At 36.0% G+C, this 19537-nt stretch carries 18 protein-coding genes and 1 tRNA gene; 6 read left to right on the top strand and 13 right to left on the bottom strand.

Annotation, left to right across the window (positions count from 1 at the left end):
- Positions 1-105: 105 nt before the first annotated feature.
- Entirely contained in the window at positions 106-1911 is a 1806-nt protein-coding gene (locus F7731_RS06675) for a methyl-accepting chemotaxis protein (RefSeq protein ID WP_151533986.1), read from the bottom strand.
- A gap of 256 nt (positions 1912-2167) precedes the next feature.
- Here F7731_RS06675 and F7731_RS06670 point away from each other — a divergent pair, with 256 nt between their 5' ends.
- Together F7731_RS06670 and F7731_RS06665 are read left to right on the top strand one after the other, a co-directional pair.
- Entirely contained in the window at positions 2168-3208 is a 1041-nt protein-coding gene (locus F7731_RS06670) for an acyltransferase family protein (protein WP_151533985.1), read from the top strand.
- A gap of 86 nt (positions 3209-3294) precedes the next feature.
- Positions 3295-3368: transfer RNA gene (locus F7731_RS06665), tRNA-Arg, on the top strand.
- A 31-nt stretch (positions 3369-3399) separates the two neighbouring features.
- Here F7731_RS06665 and F7731_RS06660 read toward each other — a convergent pair.
- On the bottom strand, positions 3400-4116 hold the full coding sequence (locus tag F7731_RS06660; protein ID WP_151533984.1) for a (Fe-S)-binding protein: 717 nt from the start codon (positions 4114-4116) through the stop codon (positions 3400-3402).
- A gap of 161 nt (positions 4117-4277) precedes the next feature.
- Here F7731_RS06660 and F7731_RS06655 point away from each other — a divergent pair, with 161 nt between their 5' ends.
- Positions 4278-6029 carry a B12-binding domain-containing radical SAM protein gene (locus tag F7731_RS06655; RefSeq protein ID WP_151533983.1) on the top strand — a complete coding sequence of 584 codons (1752 nt, stop codon included), beginning with the start codon at positions 4278-4280 and terminating at the stop codon, positions 6027-6029.
- A 205-nt stretch (positions 6030-6234) separates the two neighbouring features.
- Here F7731_RS06655 and F7731_RS26370 read toward each other — a convergent pair whose 3' ends face one another.
- Positions 6235-6396: a hypothetical protein gene (locus F7731_RS26370; RefSeq protein ID WP_170289646.1), complete on the bottom strand. Its 162-nt coding sequence runs from the start codon at positions 6394-6396 to the stop codon at positions 6235-6237.
- On the bottom strand, positions 6396-6557 hold the full coding sequence (locus F7731_RS26365) for a hypothetical protein (RefSeq protein ID WP_170289645.1): 162 nt from the start codon (positions 6555-6557) through the stop codon (positions 6396-6398). Before F7731_RS26365 ends, F7731_RS26370 begins: the two co-directional genes overlap by 1 nt.
- 418 nt (positions 6558-6975) lie before the next feature.
- Between F7731_RS26365 and F7731_RS06650 the strand changes: the two genes are divergently transcribed.
- Positions 6976-7326 (top strand): DUF3905 domain-containing protein, encoded by a 351-nt coding sequence (locus tag F7731_RS06650; protein WP_151533982.1) that lies wholly within the window; start codon positions 6976-6978, stop codon positions 7324-7326.
- Between the two features lie 135 nt (positions 7327-7461).
- Here F7731_RS06650 and F7731_RS06645 read toward each other — a convergent pair whose 3' ends face one another.
- Entirely contained in the window at positions 7462-8826 is a 1365-nt protein-coding gene (locus F7731_RS06645; RefSeq protein WP_151533981.1) for a TrkH family potassium uptake protein, read from the bottom strand.
- 219 nt (positions 8827-9045) lie between these two features.
- On the opposite strand from F7731_RS06645, the gene F7731_RS06640 reads away from it, so the two are divergent.
- A complete protein-coding gene (locus tag F7731_RS06640) occupies positions 9046-9243 on the top strand; it encodes an alpha/beta-type small acid-soluble spore protein (RefSeq protein WP_151533980.1) in 198 nt (65 codons plus the stop codon).
- A gap of 61 nt (positions 9244-9304) precedes the next feature.
- On the opposite strand, the gene F7731_RS06635 is transcribed toward F7731_RS06640, so the two are convergent.
- From F7731_RS06635 to F7731_RS06610, 6 genes are all read right to left on the bottom strand, one after another.
- Positions 9305-10612, bottom strand: coding sequence for an anti-sigma factor domain-containing protein (locus F7731_RS06635; protein ID WP_151533979.1), 1308 nt, complete (start codon positions 10610-10612; stop codon positions 9305-9307).
- Positions 10609-11364: an RNA polymerase sigma factor SigI gene (sigI, locus tag F7731_RS06630; RefSeq protein ID WP_246197162.1), complete on the bottom strand. Its 756-nt coding sequence runs from the start codon at positions 11362-11364 to the stop codon at positions 10609-10611. The genes F7731_RS06635 and sigI overlap by 4 nt, the downstream gene beginning before the upstream one ends.
- A 137-nt stretch (positions 11365-11501) precedes the next feature.
- Positions 11502-12719, bottom strand: coding sequence for a DUF5667 domain-containing protein (locus F7731_RS06625; protein WP_151533977.1), 1218 nt, complete (start codon positions 12717-12719; stop codon positions 11502-11504).
- 166 nt (positions 12720-12885) lie between these two features.
- Positions 12886-13359 (bottom strand): hypothetical protein, encoded by a 474-nt coding sequence (locus F7731_RS06620; RefSeq protein WP_151534418.1) that lies wholly within the window; start codon positions 13357-13359, stop codon positions 12886-12888.
- Between the two features lie 143 nt (positions 13360-13502).
- Positions 13503-14900: a Na+/H+ antiporter NhaC gene (nhaC, locus tag F7731_RS06615; RefSeq protein ID WP_151533976.1), complete on the bottom strand. Its 1398-nt coding sequence runs from the start codon at positions 14898-14900 to the stop codon at positions 13503-13505.
- A 313-nt stretch (positions 14901-15213) separates the two neighbouring features.
- A complete protein-coding gene (locus tag F7731_RS06610) occupies positions 15214-16794 on the bottom strand; it encodes a peptide chain release factor 3 (protein ID WP_151533975.1) in 1581 nt (526 codons plus the stop codon).
- 178 nt (positions 16795-16972) lie between these two features.
- On the opposite strand from F7731_RS06610, the gene F7731_RS06605 reads away from it, so the two are divergent.
- Positions 16973-17848: a metal-dependent hydrolase gene (locus tag F7731_RS06605; RefSeq protein ID WP_151533974.1), complete on the top strand. Its 876-nt coding sequence runs from the start codon at positions 16973-16975 to the stop codon at positions 17846-17848.
- 43 nt (positions 17849-17891) lie between these two features.
- On the opposite strand, the gene F7731_RS06600 is transcribed toward F7731_RS06605, so the two are convergent.
- On the bottom strand, positions 17892-18068 hold the full coding sequence (locus tag F7731_RS06600; RefSeq protein ID WP_151533973.1) for a twin-arginine translocase TatA/TatE family subunit: 177 nt from the start codon (positions 18066-18068) through the stop codon (positions 17892-17894).
- Positions 18069-18166: 98 nt separating this feature from the next.
- On the bottom strand, positions 18167-18772 hold the full coding sequence (locus tag F7731_RS06595; RefSeq protein ID WP_425481983.1) for a cell wall hydrolase: 606 nt from the start codon (positions 18770-18772) through the stop codon (positions 18167-18169).
- Positions 18773-19537: the final 765 nt, after the last annotated feature.

Here is a 19537-nt window from a genome sequence, read left to right as displayed (position 1 = left end):
GGGAGAAAACCCTTCCTTTAATCTGGAACAAGGTGACAGTTCTTTGATATTTTGTTAGAACTGAAAAAGGGGATTCCAAGTAATATTGGGATCCCCTTTAGGTATTTACAGTTTAAATTTAGTAATCATTGCATTTAATTGATCAGCGAGTTCTGACAAGTGTTGGGCATTATCCGAAATTTCCTCCATCGAATGATTTGTCTGGGTAATGACCGCACTTGTTTGTTCAATTCCAGCCGCGGATTGTTCTGAAACAGCAGCAATATTTTCAATGGACTGATTCATAATTGTTGTAGCTTCTGATACTTTATCAAGATTCATAGATATTTCATTCACATTGTTTGACATTAAGTTGACAGCTTGATAAATTCTTCGGAACGTTTCCCCAGTTAATTGAATTTGCCCTGTTCCTTTTTCAACTTGAGAATAGCCTTCCTGTAATGATGTAACGACATGACTAGATTCAAATTGGATCCCTTTCACAATATTAGTAATATCAGATACAGATGATGAAACTTGCTCAGCAAGCTTTCGCACTTCGTCAGCAACAACGGCAAATCCTCTGCCATGCTCCCCCGCACGTGCCGCTTCAATAGCGGCATTTAATGCAAGCAAATTCGTTTGATTGGCGATATCATGAATAACTTGAACTAGCTTAGAAATTTGCTTCGTTTGCTCGTCTAATCCATTCACTCGTTCTACTGATGTTTTCATAATATCGTTAATCGTCGCCATTTGCGCTTTAGATTCTTCCATTAAGGCGTCACCTGTTTTTGTTAAAGAGAGGACTTCCTCTGATGCCTTATATATCATTGATCCACTTTCTGCCGCTTTTTCGACATCAACTACATAATCATTCATCATTTTTGCTAATGATGTTGCCGATTTAGCTTGTTCCTCCGCTCCTCCGGATAACTCCTGTATAGTTGAGGCTCCTTGCTGGCTGGCGGCTTTTACTTCATTGGCGGCAAGGTTTAATTCTCCGCTCTTTTCTGTTACATAACTTGAAACAGCTAAAATCTCCTGGATCATTGACTGAAGCTTTTCCTTCATTGAGTTTGCTGCTTTTCCTAATTCCGCTATTTCATCTTTTCCATCATAATCAACTGCATCAATATTCAGATTTCCGCTAGCAACCTCATTGGAAAGGTGGACGATTTGACCAAACTGTCTCGAAATAATATTACCAATAATGAGAATACTTACGATACCAAGAGCTGCAGAAACAACAATAGAAACTCCAAGAATGATTAATGTTAAGATTAATGCAGACCTTGCCGAGCCAACTGCTTTTGTCTGTTCCGTTTTCAGCATAGTACTTAATGCTTCCAATTTATCCACCGTTTCCGAAATAATATTATCAGCTTTTAGTTTACCAAGACGATATTCTCTCACATGTTGAAGCTTTACTTCTGGTTTAATTGTGAAGTGGAACATATTCGTTATTTCTTTATCATTTTCGATAATTTCAGTAAATATTTTCTTTGATTCTTCCGTCGTTAAGGTCGGATTAATTTCTTTCTTCAATTTATTAAACTCTTCTGATAAACCATCAAACGTTGTTAAATGCTTAGGATTAGAATCAATAATATAATTACCAATGGCTGTGCCTTTTTGATGAAAAATGGCTACAACGTCATGAAACAAAATCGCCTTTTCGCCTGTATCCTTGACCGTCTCCATTTTGCTGTTAGCAATAGACAGAAAACCGAATGTGATTAAGGTAGAGATGGTAAATAGTCCAATCGTAATAAACAAAGCGACTCCATATTTTTGACCAAGCTTTAACTTTTTCCATAAAGGAATTTTTGCTAATAAGGAAATTGCTTTATTTAACTTTTTATCAATATTTCTTTTGACCTTTTTGTTTTTCCCCTTTTTCTTTATACGGGTCATAAACACACCTTTCATCCTATATAATCCTCCTTTGTCTAATGAGTTGCAATCATTTAATGAGCCAATAGTTATGTATTCATATAAACCATTATTACTAGTTCATTATTTTATTATAGTATAAACAAAAAGGCTTTCAAGGGTAAATATTCATATTGAGGGGAAATGAGGCAATCATCCCTGTCATTTCCACGTATTTTTTAGGTTTTATTTATGATAGGGTGGGTATATATAGTAAGAATCTTTTTAGGGGGTCTAAAAAGAGGAGGCCTATATGAAGAAGCGCGAGTATTACTTTGACAATGCAAAATTTATTTTAATTTCCTTAGTAGTTTTTGGTCACTTTCTGCAATCTTTTATTGCAGATAGCAAAACCATTTATACGATATATAAAGTCATTTATACCTTTCATATGCCCGCGTTTATTTTAGCGTCAGGGTATTTCGCAAAAGGCTTTAATAAAAACGGATATGTAGCTAAAATTACGAGAAAATTAATCCTGCCTTATCTCATTTTCCAAGTAATTTATTCAGTATTTTATTACTTTCTTAATAAAGAATCGTCCTTTCAGGTTGATCCTCTTCAGCCTCATTGGTCATTGTGGTTTTTAATCAGCTTGTTTTCATGGAATTTAATGCTTAGGCTTTTTACAAAATATAAACCTATTTTCTCGATTTCTGCTGCTTTTACAATTGGGATATTAGTGGGCTATTTTGATTGGATCACAAATTATTTAAGCTTATCAAGAACTTTTGTGTTCTTTCCACTTTTTTTAATCGGATATTATATAAAGAGAGAGCATTTTTATTATCTTAATTCAGCGAAGATAAGAATTATCGCCATCAACATTTTCGCAATTGTTTTTATCGGTTTTTATATGTTTCCGGATATTAATCATGAATGGTTACTTGGATCAAAGCCATATACGGTAATGGGCGCAGCTGCGATTGAGGCAGTGCTGACACGATTAGGGTTTTATTTTTTAAGCTTAGTAATGGTATTTAGCTTTTTCACTCTTGTTCCAAAAGGCCAATATTTCTTTACGACGTTAGGGAAAAATACACTCTATGTTTATTTGCTTCACGGATTCTTTGTCCGCATATTCAGGGTTAGCAGTGTCCAAGATTATTTTAGTGAGCCGGAGAACTATTTGTTGCTTGCGGGAATATCTATCCTTCTTACCCTTTTATTGTCCAGCAAAATAGCGATTCCATTTGCCCAGCCGTTGATCGAATTAAAAACAACGAAGCTGAAAAATCTGCGAATCAGAGCGATAGCCACTATGCGATATTATAGAAACAAGCTCCTAAATTAACCTAAACGGACGCCAGTTTGCGTCCGTTTTTTCTTTAAGTTAATTAATTGACTGCATTGGATAGGAAAGTTTATAATTATTTTCAGGTCCCAGTAGCTCAGCTGGATAGAGCGACAGCCTCCTAAGCTGTAGGTCGTGAGTTCGAATCTCGCCTGGGACGTCTTAGATTTTCTTCCCCATTTTTCTCCCTTTTAAAGGCTATTTAATACTTCAGCAATATGCATCACTTTAATTGGTTTACCTTTTCGGTTAATACGGCCGCCAATATTCATTAAACACCCGCCGTCTGCACCGATTATATATTCAGCCTCTGTTTCTTCAATATGCTGAACCTTCTCATCCACCATTTGCTCCGATATTTGCGCCATTTTCACAGAAAATGTCCCTCCAAAGCCACAGCAATTATGTTTATTTGGCAACTCAGTATAATCAAGCCCCTTTACATGACTTAATAGTTTAAGAGGCGCATCCTTTACACCTAGCAATCTCGTCATATGGCAGGAAGTATGGTAAGTAGCCTTCCCTTGCAGTTTTGCTCCTACATCCTCGACTTTTAACACATCAACAATAAATTGTGTTAATTCATATGTTTTTTCAGCCAGTGCCTCTGCTTTAGGGCCCCAGACTGGATCTCCTTTAAAGATGGCCGGATATTCATGAAACATATAAGCACATGATCCAGATGGTGAGACAACATACTCAGACCCTTCGAATGCCTCAATCATCCTTTTCATCGCTTCCTTCGATTCCTTAACATAACCGCTGTTATACGCGGGCTGACCGCAGCAAACTTGATTTTTCGGAAAATCAATCTCACAGCCGAGCCGTTCAAGAACTTCTACTGTTGCCTTCCCCACATTACTTTGGAACATATCTACTAAACATGTAGCAAATAGACTTACCTTCATAACAAACTGCTCCTTGTCTGAATATTATTTCTTCTCATTTTACTCTTAATTTTATTCTATTTCTACCATTTAATATATGGAAGGGTTTCGCTTCTATCTATTTTGTCAACAATAAGTTATAATAATATGTTGTTGTTTCATTAATTAAAGGAGTTACCTATATGAAAATTATTTGTTCCACTTTGAATGCGAAATATATTCATACTAATATAGCGATCCGTTATTTAAAGGCATTTGCAGCTCCAGAGTTTTCGATTGAAATTGCCGAGTATACGATTAAAGATCCAGTCATGAATATTGTGACTGATTTAATTCGAAAAAATCCTGATGTTATCGGCTTTAGCTGTTATATATGGAATATCGAAGAAACCATTAAAGTCATTAATATGATTAAAAAAATCAACTCAAAAATTCATATCGTCGTCGGTGGACCAGAGGTTTCTTACGATGTTTTAGACTGGATGAAGGAAGTTAAAGACTTTGATTATATTGTCATTGGCGAAGGGGAAGAAACCTTTAAGCAATTGCTATCTGGTTTGCAAGGAGAAACAAAAATTGAAGAAGTTCCTGGAATTGCTTTTCGTAAAGACGGAGAGATCAAAATTAATCCGCAGCGCAATAAGCTTGACCTTCGGGAGCTGCCTACCCCCTTCCGTTTTGAAGAGGATATAGCTCACCTCTCTAAGCGTGTAACGTATATCGAGACAAGCCGTGGCTGTCCGTTTAGTTGCCAATTCTGTCTTTCATCTATTGAAGTTGGCGTGCGCTACTTTGATCGTGAAAAAATTAAGGATGATATTCGTTACTTAATGAAAAACGGAGCGAAAACGATCAAATTTGTTGACCGCACATTCAATATTAGTCGAAGCTATGCGATGGAAATGTTTCAATTTCTGATAGATGAGCATCTGCCAGGGACTGTTTTCCAGTTTGAAATAACGGCAGATATTATGAGACCAGAGGTTATCGAATTTTTAAATCAAAAAGCTCCAGCAGGCTTATTTCGCTTTGAAATCGGTGTTCAATCAACAAACGATTTCACGAATGAGCTAGTCATGAGAAAGCAAAATTTTGAAAAGCTTACACGTACAGTCACAATGGTTAAAGATGGCGGAAAAATTGATCAGCATCTCGATTTAATCGCTGGATTACCTGAGGAAGATTATCATTCTTTCCGCAATACCTTTAATGATGTTTTTGCAATGAGGCCAGAAGAGCTGCAGCTTGGCTTTCTTAAACTATTAAGAGGGACAGGACTTCGGATCCGAGCTGAGCAGCATAAATATGTTTATATGGACCATTCCCCATACGAAATGCTTAGCAATAATGTTCTTTCCTTTGACGACATTATTCGCATCAAGCAAGTGGAGGATGTCCTAGAGAAATATTGGAATGACCATCGCATGGATTTTACCGTTGAATATTTAGTGTCAGAAGTATTTACTTCTCCTTTCGATTTCTTCCAAGAGTTCGGAAGCTATTGGGAAGAGAGAGGCTGGTCTAGAATTGGGCATCAGTTAGAGGATTTATTTAAACGCCTTTACGAATTTCTTCAAAGTAAAAAGATCTCAGACTTGGATATCGTTGAAGGCTTAATGAAATATGATTATTTATCAAAACAAAAGTATAAGCCTAGAAAACCATGGTGGGATAATTCATCCAGCATTGAAAAAGCAGATCGATCTAAATTTTATCAAGAAATTATCCAAGCCCCAACCCGTTTAGGTCAAGATTTTGTTCAACTCGGACTAAATGAAAAGGATATTTATAAGCATACTTTAGTTGATAAATTCACATTTGACCTAAATAAATATTTAACGTTAGGTGAAATCGAGAAAAAAGCTACAACCTCCTTAACTTATTTTGATGCCAAAAACGAAAAAGCCCTTATTTTTACTGCAGCTGAAAATTAAGTTTTAATAGAAAAGCGGAAGCGCCTTGATCACCCCCGACAAGCACAAGCCAATCCTCCCGGAAAGGTGCTATTTACCTTTCTGGGAGGATTGGCTTGTGACCTCGAGGTCGACAAAAGCGCGACGTCCCTGTCGCATCGTCGACACTAGTACTTCCTGTACGTCGGGGGTAGGCGCTGGAGCTAGACAAAAGGAAAGCCCCCAATTATCGGGAGCTTTCCTCTTTGCATTTATGGTTCTTTTCTTTATATTTTTCCTTATTCATAAAGGGAATTTCAAATAACTTGCTGGCATTTATATCGCCAAACTCCATACCGAATTCAGCATTAGTTTGTTTTTTATGATCTGCTTCCTTATTTTTTGGCACTATGATCTTCCCTTTCTCCCATGCTTTGAATTCCGATTTGCCCCTTTCATCGGATTTTCGCCATAACTAAACTCTGCAGAGAACTCCGCTTCTTCTAAGTTTTTCTTTGGGGTTTTCGTATGTTTTAATGCGGCATCAAATTGTGCTTTCCGTTTCGCCATTTTCATCCTCCTAAGGAATAGTACGTTTTTATCGCAGATTAACGGGCTGTAAGACACCAACTTTAAGAAGTTGAAAAAAATGCCCAGCAGGAGATTAACAGCCCATATAGGCCCGACGACGGACAGGATGTCCTAGTCAGGCGAAAGCCACAGGACAAGTATACTTCGGCAACACATCGCACGACCAAAAGCATAGCTTTTGGGAGGACGTGGCGCTCTTGAACGTGGTAAGTTCAACTAACATTCAGTGGGAGAGGAAGCCCCCCACTGAATGAAGTTTCACTTTATTGTTTTCCTTCTGCTTATTTTCATTCATGCTTAATATTCCCTTAAATTTCAAAGGTAAATAGCTAATAATACATCTAATAAAACAAAACATAAAAGCAATTCATCATTAATTAAAAAAGGAGTGAAATGGATGAAGAAAAATAAAGAATTGACCGGGAAGAAAATTAGTATAGACGAAACTCTGCCTCATCAAATCGAAGCGCCTAGCTTCAAAGGCACAGGGATCAAAATGGAAGCACCTTTTGAAAATTCGCATGGGGTCATTATCGGAGATAGCTTCTACGCATCTGAAAACTCCCCACTGGAAAATTGGAGTGATGAAACAGATCCTTCCATTATGGCTGGTGATCAATGGGTCCATCCCACTAACGATATTGGGTGGAATACAGCAGAAAACAAGGATTTGCTTGAAAAGAAAAAGAAGCCTCAATCTGTTCCCTTTATGCACCCTACACATGATGTAAGCAGGGGTACCGATTAACAAGAAAAGCGCAAGCGCCTTGATTAGAAGCTCCTCCTAAAAGCTAGCGCTTTTACTCGTGCGATGATTATGCTGCCGAAGCGTTCCTTATGAAGCCAGACAAACAAAAAATCCGGGATATCCCGGATTCTTTGTTTAACCTATAATTACACGTTCCTTTGGATAATGATAATTCGCTTTCTTACTTTTCCCACCAATTAAAAATAAGAAAGAGGTTAGTCCAATTCGGCCAATAAACATTAATATCATTAGAACACATTTTCCGAAGACGCTAAGATCTGAAGTTATCCCCATAGATAGGCCAACTGTACCAAAGGCAGAACACACTTCTAAAAAAATCTCAATAAGCTTATGCTGACTATCTGATATACTTAATGCGACAATCGAAACAAAACACATGACAACAGCTAAGAGGGTAATAGCTAATGATTTCATAATATCATCTGGATGCAGCTCTCGATTAAATATTTTGATATCACGATTTCCTTTTGCAAAATGATATAGAAATAACATATTTAATGCAAATGTCGTCGTCCTTATTCCTCCACCAACAGAATTAGGTGATCCACCAATAAACATAAGAAGACTCATAAGCAAAAGCGTTGGTGTCGTAAATTCATTAATATCCAATGTTGTAACCCCTGCGCTTCTCGTCGTTGCTGCTTGGAAAAAAGCATAGAAAAAGCTTTTATGCCAGGTCATGTCTTTAAAATAATGTTGAAATTCAAATAAATAAATAAGAATGGTTCCAATAATGAGTAAAATCCCATAAGTGAATGTTGTTAACCTTGCAAATAAAGAAAAGCGAAACGGATGTTCAAGCTCTTCTTTTTTCCTAAATAAATAAGCCTTTACTTCTATTAATACAGGGAATCCAATAGCCCCAAGGATGATTTGAATAATTGTTATGAGCTGGACAAAATAATCGCCAGCAAAAGGAACAAGAGACTCCCCTGTAATATCCATTCCAGCGTTTGTTGTCGCACTTACTGATGCAAATAAACCGTGAAGAAACGCTTCCTTCCAAGTCGGATAATATTGCAAAAAATGAAATCCAAAAATGAGTGCCCCTATTAGCTCAATGAAGAGAATAATTTTGATTATTTCTCTAATTAATATAACGAGTCCAGATAAAGAGAATTGATTATTGTCAGCCATGATAAGCCGTCGTTCACGCAATCCGATTTTTCGGCCTAGAAGCATCCAAAAAAATGTGCTTATTGCCATAATACCAATTCCGCCAAATTGCAATACGAGCATGATGACAAAATAGCCAAAGACACTATAAGTTTCCGAGACATTAAATACACTTAAACCAGTATCACTTACTACACTAACAGCTGTGAAGACCGTATCAATAAAAGCGATTTCGACCCCAGGCTTCCGGACAGCTGGAATACTAAATAATAAAATTGAAATAGTAATTGCCAATAAATAATATCCTGATATAACCTGTGCGGGTGATAGCCTTTCCAGCCGATTTCGTACATTTTTCCACATTTATTAGAAATCCCTTCATTTTTTTTCATATCCTCTATCATAAAGAATATGCCCTAATAATGAAAGTAATTTTCGCCCTTTATACAATAATTTAATTGTAGTTGCTTAATTCATACTTAAAGTAAAAATATTTCCACTTATGAATTAACCATTTTAAAACATACTACCATTACAGAGCAAATGATCCTCTGTTATAAATCGGATAGGAGTTGAGAAGATTTGCCTAACAGCAGTAATAAATTATTAGTCCCAGGAATTGAGCAATACTTAGACCAAGTTAAATATGAAATTGCCCAAGAATTCGGAGTCCATTTAGGTTCAGATACAGTATCTCGTGCAAATGGATCCGTTGGCGGGGAAATTACAAAAAGATTAGTAAAACAAGCACAAGCACAAATGGCTGGTAAAGAGTCTTAAATACATTTACAAAAAAGTCCGGTTTACATACACCGGACTTTTGTTGATGGTTATAAATATTTCAATCCTCATTATCCCACTTGTTGTCTTTTTCTCTTCCTTTATGATCATTCTGCTTATCTTGATTATTCTGATTATCTTGTGTATCTTTCCAATGTTTATTTTCGTTTTGATCATTCATTTCAGTCTCAGGTTGATTATTTCTCTCCTGTCCATTTTGAGAAGGGGATTTTTTTTCATACCCATTTTCGTAATCGGAAGATTTATTCCCATTTTGTTGCTGTTTAAATTGCGAATTTCCATTGCCATTTCCATTGCCATTCTGGAAGCCATTGTTATTGCCGGATTGTTCTTTTTTCTTTTCTTGTCCCGGAGGGATTGTTTTTATTTCCTGTTTCTTAACTGCCTTATTTATCTCGTTTTTTTGATTGACTTGTTGTTCTTTTTTCACTTGGCCAGGTGGAATGACGGAGCGATTTTTATCCTGATTTCCATGATTACCATTGCTTTGACTGTTTCCAGTGTTGTTTTGATGATTGGCATTAGTTGGCTTTTTATTGCTATTGCCATTGCCATTGCTATTGCTATTGCTATTGCTATTGCTATTGCTATTGCTATTGCTATTGCTATTGCTATTGCCACTGCCATTGCTATTGCCATTTTTCTGCTTCCCATTTTTTTCGTTTCTGGAATCTTTTTTTATTTGATTGGCTTTATAGTCTCCTATGGAAACGCCTTTTTCTTTCGCAGCCTTCCTCTCTTCAGGGGATGCGGCCATTACTTTTACTGCTATATTCTTTTTTTGAATCTCTTCCTTAATTCCAATTATCTTTTTTTCCCATTTGGCTTCTAGCTCTTTTTTCTCATTTTGAACATTTGTCGTCGCAATAACTAATTCTTGTTGCTCGCTAATCAATCCTTGCTTTTTTACCTCTTCCATAATCTGGTTAGTAATTTCTTGAATGTTTTTCTTTTTCCAATTATGAATTTGATTCACTATTTGTTCCCCATCTTTATTGTTAGGCAGAATTTCAATCACTTGGAACTTGTCATTGACACCTAATTCAATACTCGGTTCCATTTCGATTGACATATATGCATAGACTTCATTACCTTTATTCATTGGAAATATTGTAAAAGAAATTAACATGATCATTATTGCCGTAGCAATAGCTGCCTTTCCTTTTAAGTTTGATAAAAAGGATAATAATGACGGCTTTTTTATCTCTTCATGATTAAGAGGAAAAAAATCTATTTCTTGACCAAGCTGATAGGGTCTGTCAAGCTTTTGAGCTTTTAGAAATTCACCTTCTGGAGTTAATAGTGTTAAAAAACGTTCGTTAATTTCCATAATAATGCCTGTTTTCACGTTTCCAACACCCCTTTTATATAATCCCTTAAATAAACATAATCACCAATTAAGATGAGCGACATGGCAATAATGTATTTTCTATTTCTCTCTATTGTTTTCCTACTAATTGAAACAGAATTCTCAATTTGTTTGATTGGCAGTCTTTTCTTTTCAAGTAATATTTGTTTTAATTCCTCATTATCTGCTATTAGTTTCGCAACATTCATGGCATTTTTTCTCGCATCAGCATGTTTAGGTGATTGCTGAACTAAATCTGAAAAGGAAAGGTCATATTGTCCAAGAACTTCGTTAAATTGAAGGATTTCTTCCCTTCTTAATTCTTCATCAGTCTTCCTTTTAAAATCATCAATTGAGAGTTCATTTTCAATCGAAGCATTGTTCTGATCTTCATCATTATCAGTGGAGCTATAATCAATTTTAAAATTTTGATGCTTAGCCTGAGTCCGAATATAATCAATAACCCTTCTCTTAATAATTACTTCAGAGAAGCTAATTAATGAACTTCCTTTCTCGGGAGAATATTTTTGTATCGCTTCATTAAAAGCAATCAACCCAATACTAAATTCATCATCTGACTCATGTATGTATCTTTTGCAGACAGATGACACTGTTTTTGCTATAAATGGTTTATAAGAACGGATAAGTTCATTTTGCAGTTTTGTATCACCTTGCTGGATTAAATGAACTGTTTCTTCCATTGTCCTTTTTCGTTTTTTTACCATGAACAACATGCTTAGCAATAGCCTCACCTCTTTATCCAAAACACATTATATCATACGTTGGTGAGGAACGTTTTTTAGGGGGGATAGCTATTTGATAAGGAAAAGAGAACCTTTCACTAAAGTCCTCTTTTCAATGTTGTTCTTGAAAGTAAAAGATTCTTTGCTTAGTTTTTCCCGTTTCCTTTATCTTCTATATCCTCATGACCCTTGTTTTTTTGTTTTGGTTCTTGATGTATTCTAGCCTCTTTTATTTCCTTTTTCTGTTGTTTAACTTCTTCACGGGCTTGCTTCGCCTCTTGTTTTGCAATTTCACGTATTTGTTTTATTTCTGTTTTCGCTTCCTCACGTATTTGCTTTACATGTTGCTTCGCTAACTCATGAGCTTTTTTAGCTTCAGCATGCTGCTCAGCCGCCTTGGCTTTATTCTCTTGCTTTTGTTTTTTCGCCTGTTCTTTAACTGTATTCACAGGAACAGTAGCGTTTTCATCCTTAGCTACTTTATTCTCTACGGTTTCGGTAGTTGAGTTAACTGCGGATTCGTCTTTGATCAATTGAACTTCTGCTGTTGTTTTTTCAACAATCGTCTTTAATGACTTTTCTTCCTTTGTATACTTTTTATCAAGTTTTTCAATCTTTTTAGCTAATTTTGCATAGCTTTTTTCAATGTTCTTTTGCAGTGCTGCTTTAGCAACTGGATTTTTCACTTTTTCCATAGCTGCTTTTAAAGCAATAATGTTTTGTGAAATAAGTTGTTGTAATTCATCATCAGAATTTTCAACTGTAACCTTTTCTTTCACATTTACTTTGTCTTTCGAAGGCTCTTCTTCAGTTACAGCTTTCTGTTCTGAATTTTGCTCATCTTTTTCACTGTCTTCTTTAGTAGGTTCCTCGTTAGTTGTATCGTTTTTATTGTCATTCGCTTCTTTTTCAGCTTTTGTTAAATTTTCAATAGCCTTTTCAATAACTTTCAATGCTTCCTCTTCTTTGCTATCTACTAAAAGGGCCTCTGCTTCAGCTAGACGTTCGGAGGCAAATTCTGCTAGTAATTTTGCTTCCTTTTCCTGATCTAATGTTAGGGCTAATTTAACTTTTTCTAAAGTAATTTTTGCAAAGTAGAAAAAGCTGCCTGGTAAAAGGGAAGGTTTTTTTACATCTTCCACATCTTTTTGTTCATTAGTCGTTATATCTAAATCTATATTTTCTGCTTGTACAGTATTTTCTTGTGTTAAATTTTCAAGGTTGACCCTTGCGAATTTTTTGGTGTCAGTTGTATCTTCGGCTGCTAAAGCATGAATTGTAGAAAATGTAAATGTTCCTGCTAATACTAATGCTAAAGTGGCCTTTCCCACTTTGTTTAGTTCCTTGTTAGAAAGAAATTTCATCCGTATTCACCTCGTAGTATTTTAAATAGCGGCCGCTGTATTTCACTACAACTGTACGGATAGGGATAGGCGATTTTTGGGGGTTTAATAATAAAAAGTTTTAAAAAACGAAAAAAGCCTTAACAATTTCCTTTGTTAAAGCCAATAAACTAAGTATGTATCATTTTTAAATGGTCCGTTGTTTTAAGATGGACAAAATAAGCCACCTTAATAAAAATCCAACGAACAAGCCTGGAATTAAGAAAAGCATCGGGAAAAAAACAGGTCCAATTAATATTCCAAATATCGTTACTTTCGTTGAATACATTAAACCGACCGTTATAAAATAGGCGCTAAAGACGAAAGGAAGAAAGGACAACTCTTCTTTTTCATCCATAGCAGTTCGATAAGAATCCCACATTGCAAACATATATAAACATGGATAGAACATCAACCACTGAAAATTCGTAATTTCAATCGCCTGATTGATTTCTCCCATAAAGCTATATATGATAGCTAAATTAAAATTACTATATACATTAATCACAATTTCAAGCAGGACAAATAAAGTTCCCTTAAATAATTGTCCAGATAATAACTGACTAAACCCGGGCAGAGCGATACTCCATAATATCGCTTCCAGTTTAGTTAGAGATTTCATTCCCATCACCAACCACATATCGATATTATATTTTGCTCTTAATTGAAGATAAATATTTTCATTTCCTAAATAATTTCCAATTAATTTCCTGCAACTTTTGACACGAGCTGAACATACAAAGACAAAAAAGTGAAAAGGCGGTATTACGCAACCGCTTTTTCACTTTTTTTAGTAATTTTTAGGCCTGTCAATCCATATAAAACAGTAATAATTGGTGATAGTAAGCAAAAGAAAGTAAAAGGCAAATATTGAATCGTTTCAACACCTAAAACACTTGTTAAAAAGACTCCACAAATACTCCAAGGGACAAGCGGGTTAATTACGGTTCCAGCGTCCTCTAATACTCGAGAAAGATTTTTCGGATGGAGTCCAGCTTTTTCATATGCCTCCTGAAATGCATTCCCGGTTAATAAGATGGATAAGTATTGTTCACCAAGCAGAAAATTAATACCGATTGCCGTTCCTGCTGTTGAGGATATTAATACCGGAATATTGTTAATAAAATTCTTTATCCCTTCTAATAATGCAGGCAATATTCCTAACTTAACGAGAAGACCTCCCATGGAAAGAGCTAACAAGACTAACGAAATGGAAAACATCATGCTTTCCATCCCTCCTCTTGTAAGGAGAGAATCAACATCTTGTACTCCAGTGTTTGATTGAAAGCCAGAATATAGAAGATTCATCATCATAGTAATGTCAAAATCTTTTTGTACGAAGAAGCTTATTAATAAAGCCGAGATGACACTCGCAGAAAGCGTCATAATGGCCGACACTTTTTTCACCGCTAAATAAGCTAAAATAATTAATGGCAGTAAAGAATACCAATGGACATATCCTTGATCCATTAACGTATTTTTTAAAAGCACGATTTTAGCAAAATTAGGGGAAGCTTCTGAAGGAGATAATAGTGCAAACAAGACGCTTGACAAGACAAAGGCTGGAACAGTCGTCCAAGCCATATTCTTAATATGGTCAAATAAGTCCACCTTGACAATCATAGACGCTAAGCTAGTCGTATCTGAAAGTGGAGACATTTTATCTCCGAAGAATGCTCCAGAAATAACAGCACCTGCTGTAATTGCATCTGACAAACCGAGTGCATTGGATACACTCATAAAGGCAACACCAATCGTTGCAGCCGTCGTTAACGAGCTTCCCACACTTATTCCAATAATGGAAGAAACAATAAAAGCAATCGCATAGAAAAACTTGCCATCAACTGTTTCTAGCGCAGCATAGATAAAAGTTGGAATCGTACCACTTGCCATCCAACTGCTTATTAGCATACCGATAAAGAAAAAGATGAAGACAGCTCCAAGCCCAGATTTCGCTCCAGTTGTTAAACCTTCTTCTAATTCCTTCAAATTCACTTTTTTTATTAGTCCATATAATAATAGACAAATAATGGCTAAAACAATCGGAATATGAGGTACAACACCAGCAAAGATGATGGCACTGCTTATTCCGCCGAGAATAATAACCGTAATGATCAATGCCTCAACAGGCTTGAGCGTTATTTTCGGTTGTATTTCATTCATGATGTGACACTCCTTAGATATTTGAGGCATTCAAATAGATTTATTCGCACTATTTCGCTTAAACGCTTTTTAGCACTAAAGTAATATTATGATTTTAATATAATATTATTCTCACACTGTGTCAACTAGAAAAGCGGAGGCGCCTTGTTCAGCCCCGACAAGCATAAGACAAGCCAGCTAGAAGGTTTGTTCTTTAACCTTCTTGATGGATTGGCTTATGACCTCGAGGGGCTAGGCGCTGGAGCTAGACAAAATAAATTAAAAACGGTTCCCATAAGAGAACCGTTTTTAAAATTACTTATTTATGCTCTTATTAATGTTCTGAATCCATTGGATTATATAATTTCACATCTGGATTTTTTTCTTGGAACCAACGTAGGGCAAAATCATTTTCAAATAAAAATACTTTCTTTTCATAACGATCATGTACAAGCATGCTCCGTGAACTTGAAAGGTTCTCATTCACGTCATCGCCTTCAACCCAGCGGACAATTTTCGAACCAATTCTTTCCATAATGACTTCCGTATTGTATTCATTTTTCATTCTATGTTCAAACACTTCAAATTGAAGCTGCCCAACCGCTCCTAATAATAAATCTTCGGTTCTAACGGTTTTATACAGCTGAATTGCCCCTTCTTGCACAAGCTGTTGAATGCCTTTATGGAAATGCTTTTGCTTCATGACATTTTTGGCATAAACTTTAACGAAAAGTTCTGGTGTAAATTGCGGCAGGCGGTCAAATTGGAAATTGTCCTTACCGGACGTTAACGTATCGCCAATTTGATATGTTCCTGTATCATAAATTCCAATAATATCACCACTTACAGCTTCATCGACCGTGCTTCTGTCATCTGCCATAAATTGCGTTGACTGTGCAAGCTTGATTTGCTTCCCAAGCCGTGGAAGATTGACTGACATGCCTCTTTCAAAACGTCCCGAACAAATCCTTAAAAAAGCAATACGATCACGGTGAGCAGGATTCATATTCGCTTGAATTTTGAAAATGAAGCCTGAAAAGCTTTCGGATAAAGGATCAATTTCACCTGAAGTTGAATTGCGGGCTTGTGGAGGCGGTGCAAACTGCAAATAAGATTCTAAAAAGGTTTGCACGCCAAAATTCGTTAAAGCACTGCCAAAGAAAACGGGAGTAAGTTCCCCTTCCTTTATTTTTTCGACAGAAAATTCATTCCCAGCCTCATTTAACAGCATAATCTCCTCAAGAGTTTGCTCATAAAGCCCTGATGCCTTTAAACTGTGATCCCCTTCGATTTCCCCGTCTTCATTTAATGAGATAAAGCGTTCTTTCTCATCGACACGAAATTGCTCGATCCGATTGTTAAAGCGATCGTAAATGCCGAGGAATTCTTTCCCCATGCCAATCGGCCAATTCATCGGATATGATTCAATGCCCATTACTTCCTCGAGCTCGGCAAGAAGCTCTAAGGGTGATCTTCCTTGACGGTCTAATTTATTAATAAAAGTAAAAATAGGGATGCCTCTCATTCGGCATACTTTAAAAAGCTTTAACGTTTGTTCTTCAATCCCTTTAGCGGAATCGATAATCATAACCGCACTGTCTACAGCTGTTAATGTCCGATACGTATCTTCACTGAAATCTTGGTGCCCTGGTGTGTCCAAAATATTAACACGAGATCCGTTATAGTCAAACTGCATAACACTAGATGTAACAGAAATCCCCCGCTGTTTCTCAATTTCCATCCAGTCACTCGTTGCATATTTGCCGGTTTTCTTTCCCTTTACCGTCCCAGCATCTCTAATGGCGCCTCCAAATAGAAGGAGCTTTTCTGTTAATGTCGTTTTACCTGCATCTGGGTGAGAAATAATTGCAAAAGTTCTGCGTGATAAAACTTCTTCTTTTAAATGATTGCCCATGTTAATTCCTCGCTGACTCTCAAATTTAATCATACCTTTAATTTTATCATTTTAAAAAAACAGATTGCAAGACTGTAAATATTGTCTGAACGATCTTTTTTATTAACTGAAAATAGCTTTAATGGTAGAATGTCTCTATAATGAAAGGACAATTCACAATTGTGCTGGAGGTGACCATTTGGATTCGATTACTCATACCTTATTCGGCCTTGCATTATACGGAACTGTCGATAAAACAAATTTGGATAAAAAATACAAAAAGGCCTATCTTGTAACAGCAGTTGGAGCAAGCCTTATTCCTGATATTGATGTGATCTCTAAGCTTTGGGACACAGCTGGCCATTACCAAATGTGGCATCGGGGCATTACCCACTCCATCTTTTTAACACCTTTTTGGGCACTGTTATTTTATCTCATTTGTATATGGCTTTTTAATGTAAAAGATTATAAACTATTTCTACTTGGCTGGCTGGCGGTTTTTATCCATGATACAAGTGATCTTTTCAATGCTTGGGGAACTGGCTATTTTGAACCTTTTTCCTTGAAGAGGATTACATTCGGAACAATTCCTATCGTCGATTTAGTGTTTTGGGCTATTCTAGGCATAGCTTTCATTTTATCGAAGAAAAAGAAAGCAAAAGCGCCTTATTATTATAAAATGGCATGGGTCTTCATTGCTCTTCATCTCATCATTCAAACATCACAAGGGTATTTTATTTACAAGCAATATGAGAATGATTATGATCAAATCGCTCTGTCTGCTGCCTTTATTCCGTGGACTTTCTCTGTTATTACAAAAAAAAATGATGAAGTAATGATTTTTCAAGATACTGTATTCACAGGCCCAAAAGTCCAATATGTTCTACAGTCCGCCGGGGATACTAATTTAGACCAATTATTTAAGGAACGTCCCGAGGCAAAAACACTTTATGAATGGGCCCCATTTGTCGTTCTCGTCAATAACGAGGATCGCCTCGGCTTATATGACCCGCGGTTTTATCGAAATGGGCAATCTTTTTTATTTGAATATATTGAGAAAAGTGAGATTAAATAAAAAGATGAGGACAAATGATCCTCATCTTTTTATTTAAATTACACTATTTTTTTGTGTTATTATCTTCTGAATCATCCATAATGCCTTTTGTTGATTTTTTAAATTCCCTTAATGACTCACCTAATGACCTTCCAATTTCCGGAAGCTTTTTCGGTCCAAAAATGATAAGGGCAAGAACAAGTATTAAGATTAAGCCAGGAAAACCAATATTTGATAACATGACTTCCACCCCTTCTCTATTGAGATAGAGAATTTCACCCTCTATAAATACTGGGTGTTTATAAAAAGCTTAAATTAAATGCGCCCATAATGCAAATATTATTTTGCAAAACGGTGATTACCAATCACAGTTGTAACTGTTCTGCTTCTTAACCATTTACTATTAGTTTTATCGGGATTAAAGAAATAAACTGAGTCATTATCTTGGCCCTCAAGTGCTAAAGCTTCCATTACAGCTTTTTTCGAATCATGATCAGCTGCATCATTTATTGAGCCATTATCAACAGGCTGGAACTGTCTTTTTTGGTAGATCACATCTTTAATATTATCTGGGAATCGATGATCTTCCACTCGATTTAAGACAACTAATGCGACCGCTACCTTACCTTTATAAGGCTCACCTTTTGCTTCGGCATGTACGAGCCGTGCGAGCAATTCCTTTTCAGCCTTAGAGATCGTCTTTGGTAAAATAAGCTTTTGACCTGAATGAGGTTTATTTGACTTTATATGATTAATATTTCTTAACTCAAGCTCTGATACTCCCTTTTTCAAACCAATATCAAAAAGGGTATCTCCTTTTTGAACAGTATATATCTCAACCTGATCTAATGTTTCAGCATAAACACGTTTATTCTTTGATTGAGTAAATTGGAATGAGAGCATCATGAGTCCTGCTAGCATTGCTACTGCAAATTTCTTCATCATATCTCCTCCATCTTTCTAAAAACCATTGTTTAATTTGAATAATCTATTGTGCACAATCAACATATACTACCGTAACATGGATTGTTTATATTCACCACACCTTAATATTTTCCATGGAATGTATGGGATAAGCAGGAAAATTAAGTTTATTGAAACATATATCTTTCCTCCCGCATTATTACTATTAAAAAGGAAAAAAGAATGATTTCATAATTACTAGTACTTTATGGCAGTTGTTTTTTCAAAGCCTTAAATAATGAAAAAAATATCATTTATCACACATGATTAATTCACTATTTTTAGTCAATTTTTCTTCTAGTAAATCACCAGCGTGATAATAGTCTCAACATCTAAAAAACCCTTCCTTTTTCACTATAGGACCATTCGGTTAATCCGACCGCACCTTCTTTCTTCTTATTTTTTCCAAATTCATCTTTAAAATGTCTTTTTTCTATGTAAATCATCTTACTTCTAGTCCAATAGACCGAGGATTTATTGGTACCTTCTATCTTGTTAAGTTAACTTCCTCTAATCCCTTCCTCTCATTTTTATCTAACGCCCTGTTCCTCCCTGATTATTCGACATCATTTTTTATTTTCATTAGCTAAAGTTTCTTTAACAAGGGGTTTTCCTTTTGGCCCATTTTTGGAGGTGATTATTTTCATTTAGAATCAGCTAGCGCATTTATTTACCACTACAAGGAGGGAATATTTTGAAGAAAAAAAGAATTACCCGATTCCGTTGGCTGAGTATTATTTGCATTGC

This window comes from Cytobacillus depressus (assembly GCF_008923245.1).
Taxonomy (GTDB): domain Bacteria; phylum Bacillota; class Bacilli; order Bacillales; family Cytobacillaceae; genus Cytobacillus; species Cytobacillus depressus.
Note: the sequence above shows the minus strand (reverse complement) of the source record. Positions and strands in the feature narration are given on the sequence as shown.

Excerpts from the sequence above, each read along its gene's own strand:
- F7731_RS06660 (WP_151533984.1), bottom strand. The coding sequence starts at position 4,116 with ATGAAGGTAAGTCTATTTGCTACATGTTTAGTAGATATGTTCCAAAGT.
- F7731_RS06670 (WP_151533985.1), top strand. The coding sequence starts at position 2,168 with ATGAAGAAGCGCGAGTATTACTTTGACAATGCAAAATTTATTTTAATT.
- F7731_RS06610 (WP_151533975.1), bottom strand. The coding sequence starts at position 16,794 with ATGGGCAATCATTTAAAAGAAGAAGTTTTATCACGCAGAACTTTTGCA.
- F7731_RS06595 (WP_425481983.1), bottom strand. The coding sequence starts at position 18,772 with ATGATGAAGAAATTTGCAGTAGCAATGCTAGCAGGACTCATGATGCTC.
- F7731_RS06645 (WP_151533981.1), bottom strand. The coding sequence starts at position 8,826 with ATGTGGAAAAATGTACGAAATCGGCTGGAAAGGCTATCACCCGCACAG.
- F7731_RS06625 (WP_151533977.1), bottom strand. The coding sequence starts at position 12,719 with ATGAAATTTCTTTCTAACAAGGAACTAAACAAAGTGGGAAAGGCCACT.
- F7731_RS06620 (WP_151534418.1), bottom strand. The coding sequence starts at position 13,359 with ATGAAATCTCTAACTAAACTGGAAGCGATATTATGGAGTATCGCTCTG.
- F7731_RS06675 (WP_151533986.1), bottom strand. The coding sequence starts at position 1,911 with ATGAAAGGTGTGTTTATGACCCGTATAAAGAAAAAGGGGAAAAACAAA.
- nhaC (WP_151533976.1), bottom strand. The coding sequence starts at position 14,900 with ATGAATGAAATACAACCGAAAATAACGCTCAAGCCTGTTGAGGCATTG.
- F7731_RS26365 (WP_170289645.1), bottom strand. The coding sequence starts at position 6,557 with ATGGCGAAACGGAAAGCACAATTTGATGCCGCATTAAAACATACGAAA.
- F7731_RS06600 (WP_151533973.1), bottom strand. The coding sequence starts at position 18,068 with ATGTTATCAAATATTGGTTTTCCTGGCTTAATCTTAATACTTGTTCTT.
- F7731_RS06655 (WP_151533983.1), top strand. The coding sequence starts at position 4,278 with ATGAAAATTATTTGTTCCACTTTGAATGCGAAATATATTCATACTAAT.
- F7731_RS06650 (WP_151533982.1), top strand. The coding sequence starts at position 6,976 with ATGAAGAAAAATAAAGAATTGACCGGGAAGAAAATTAGTATAGACGAA.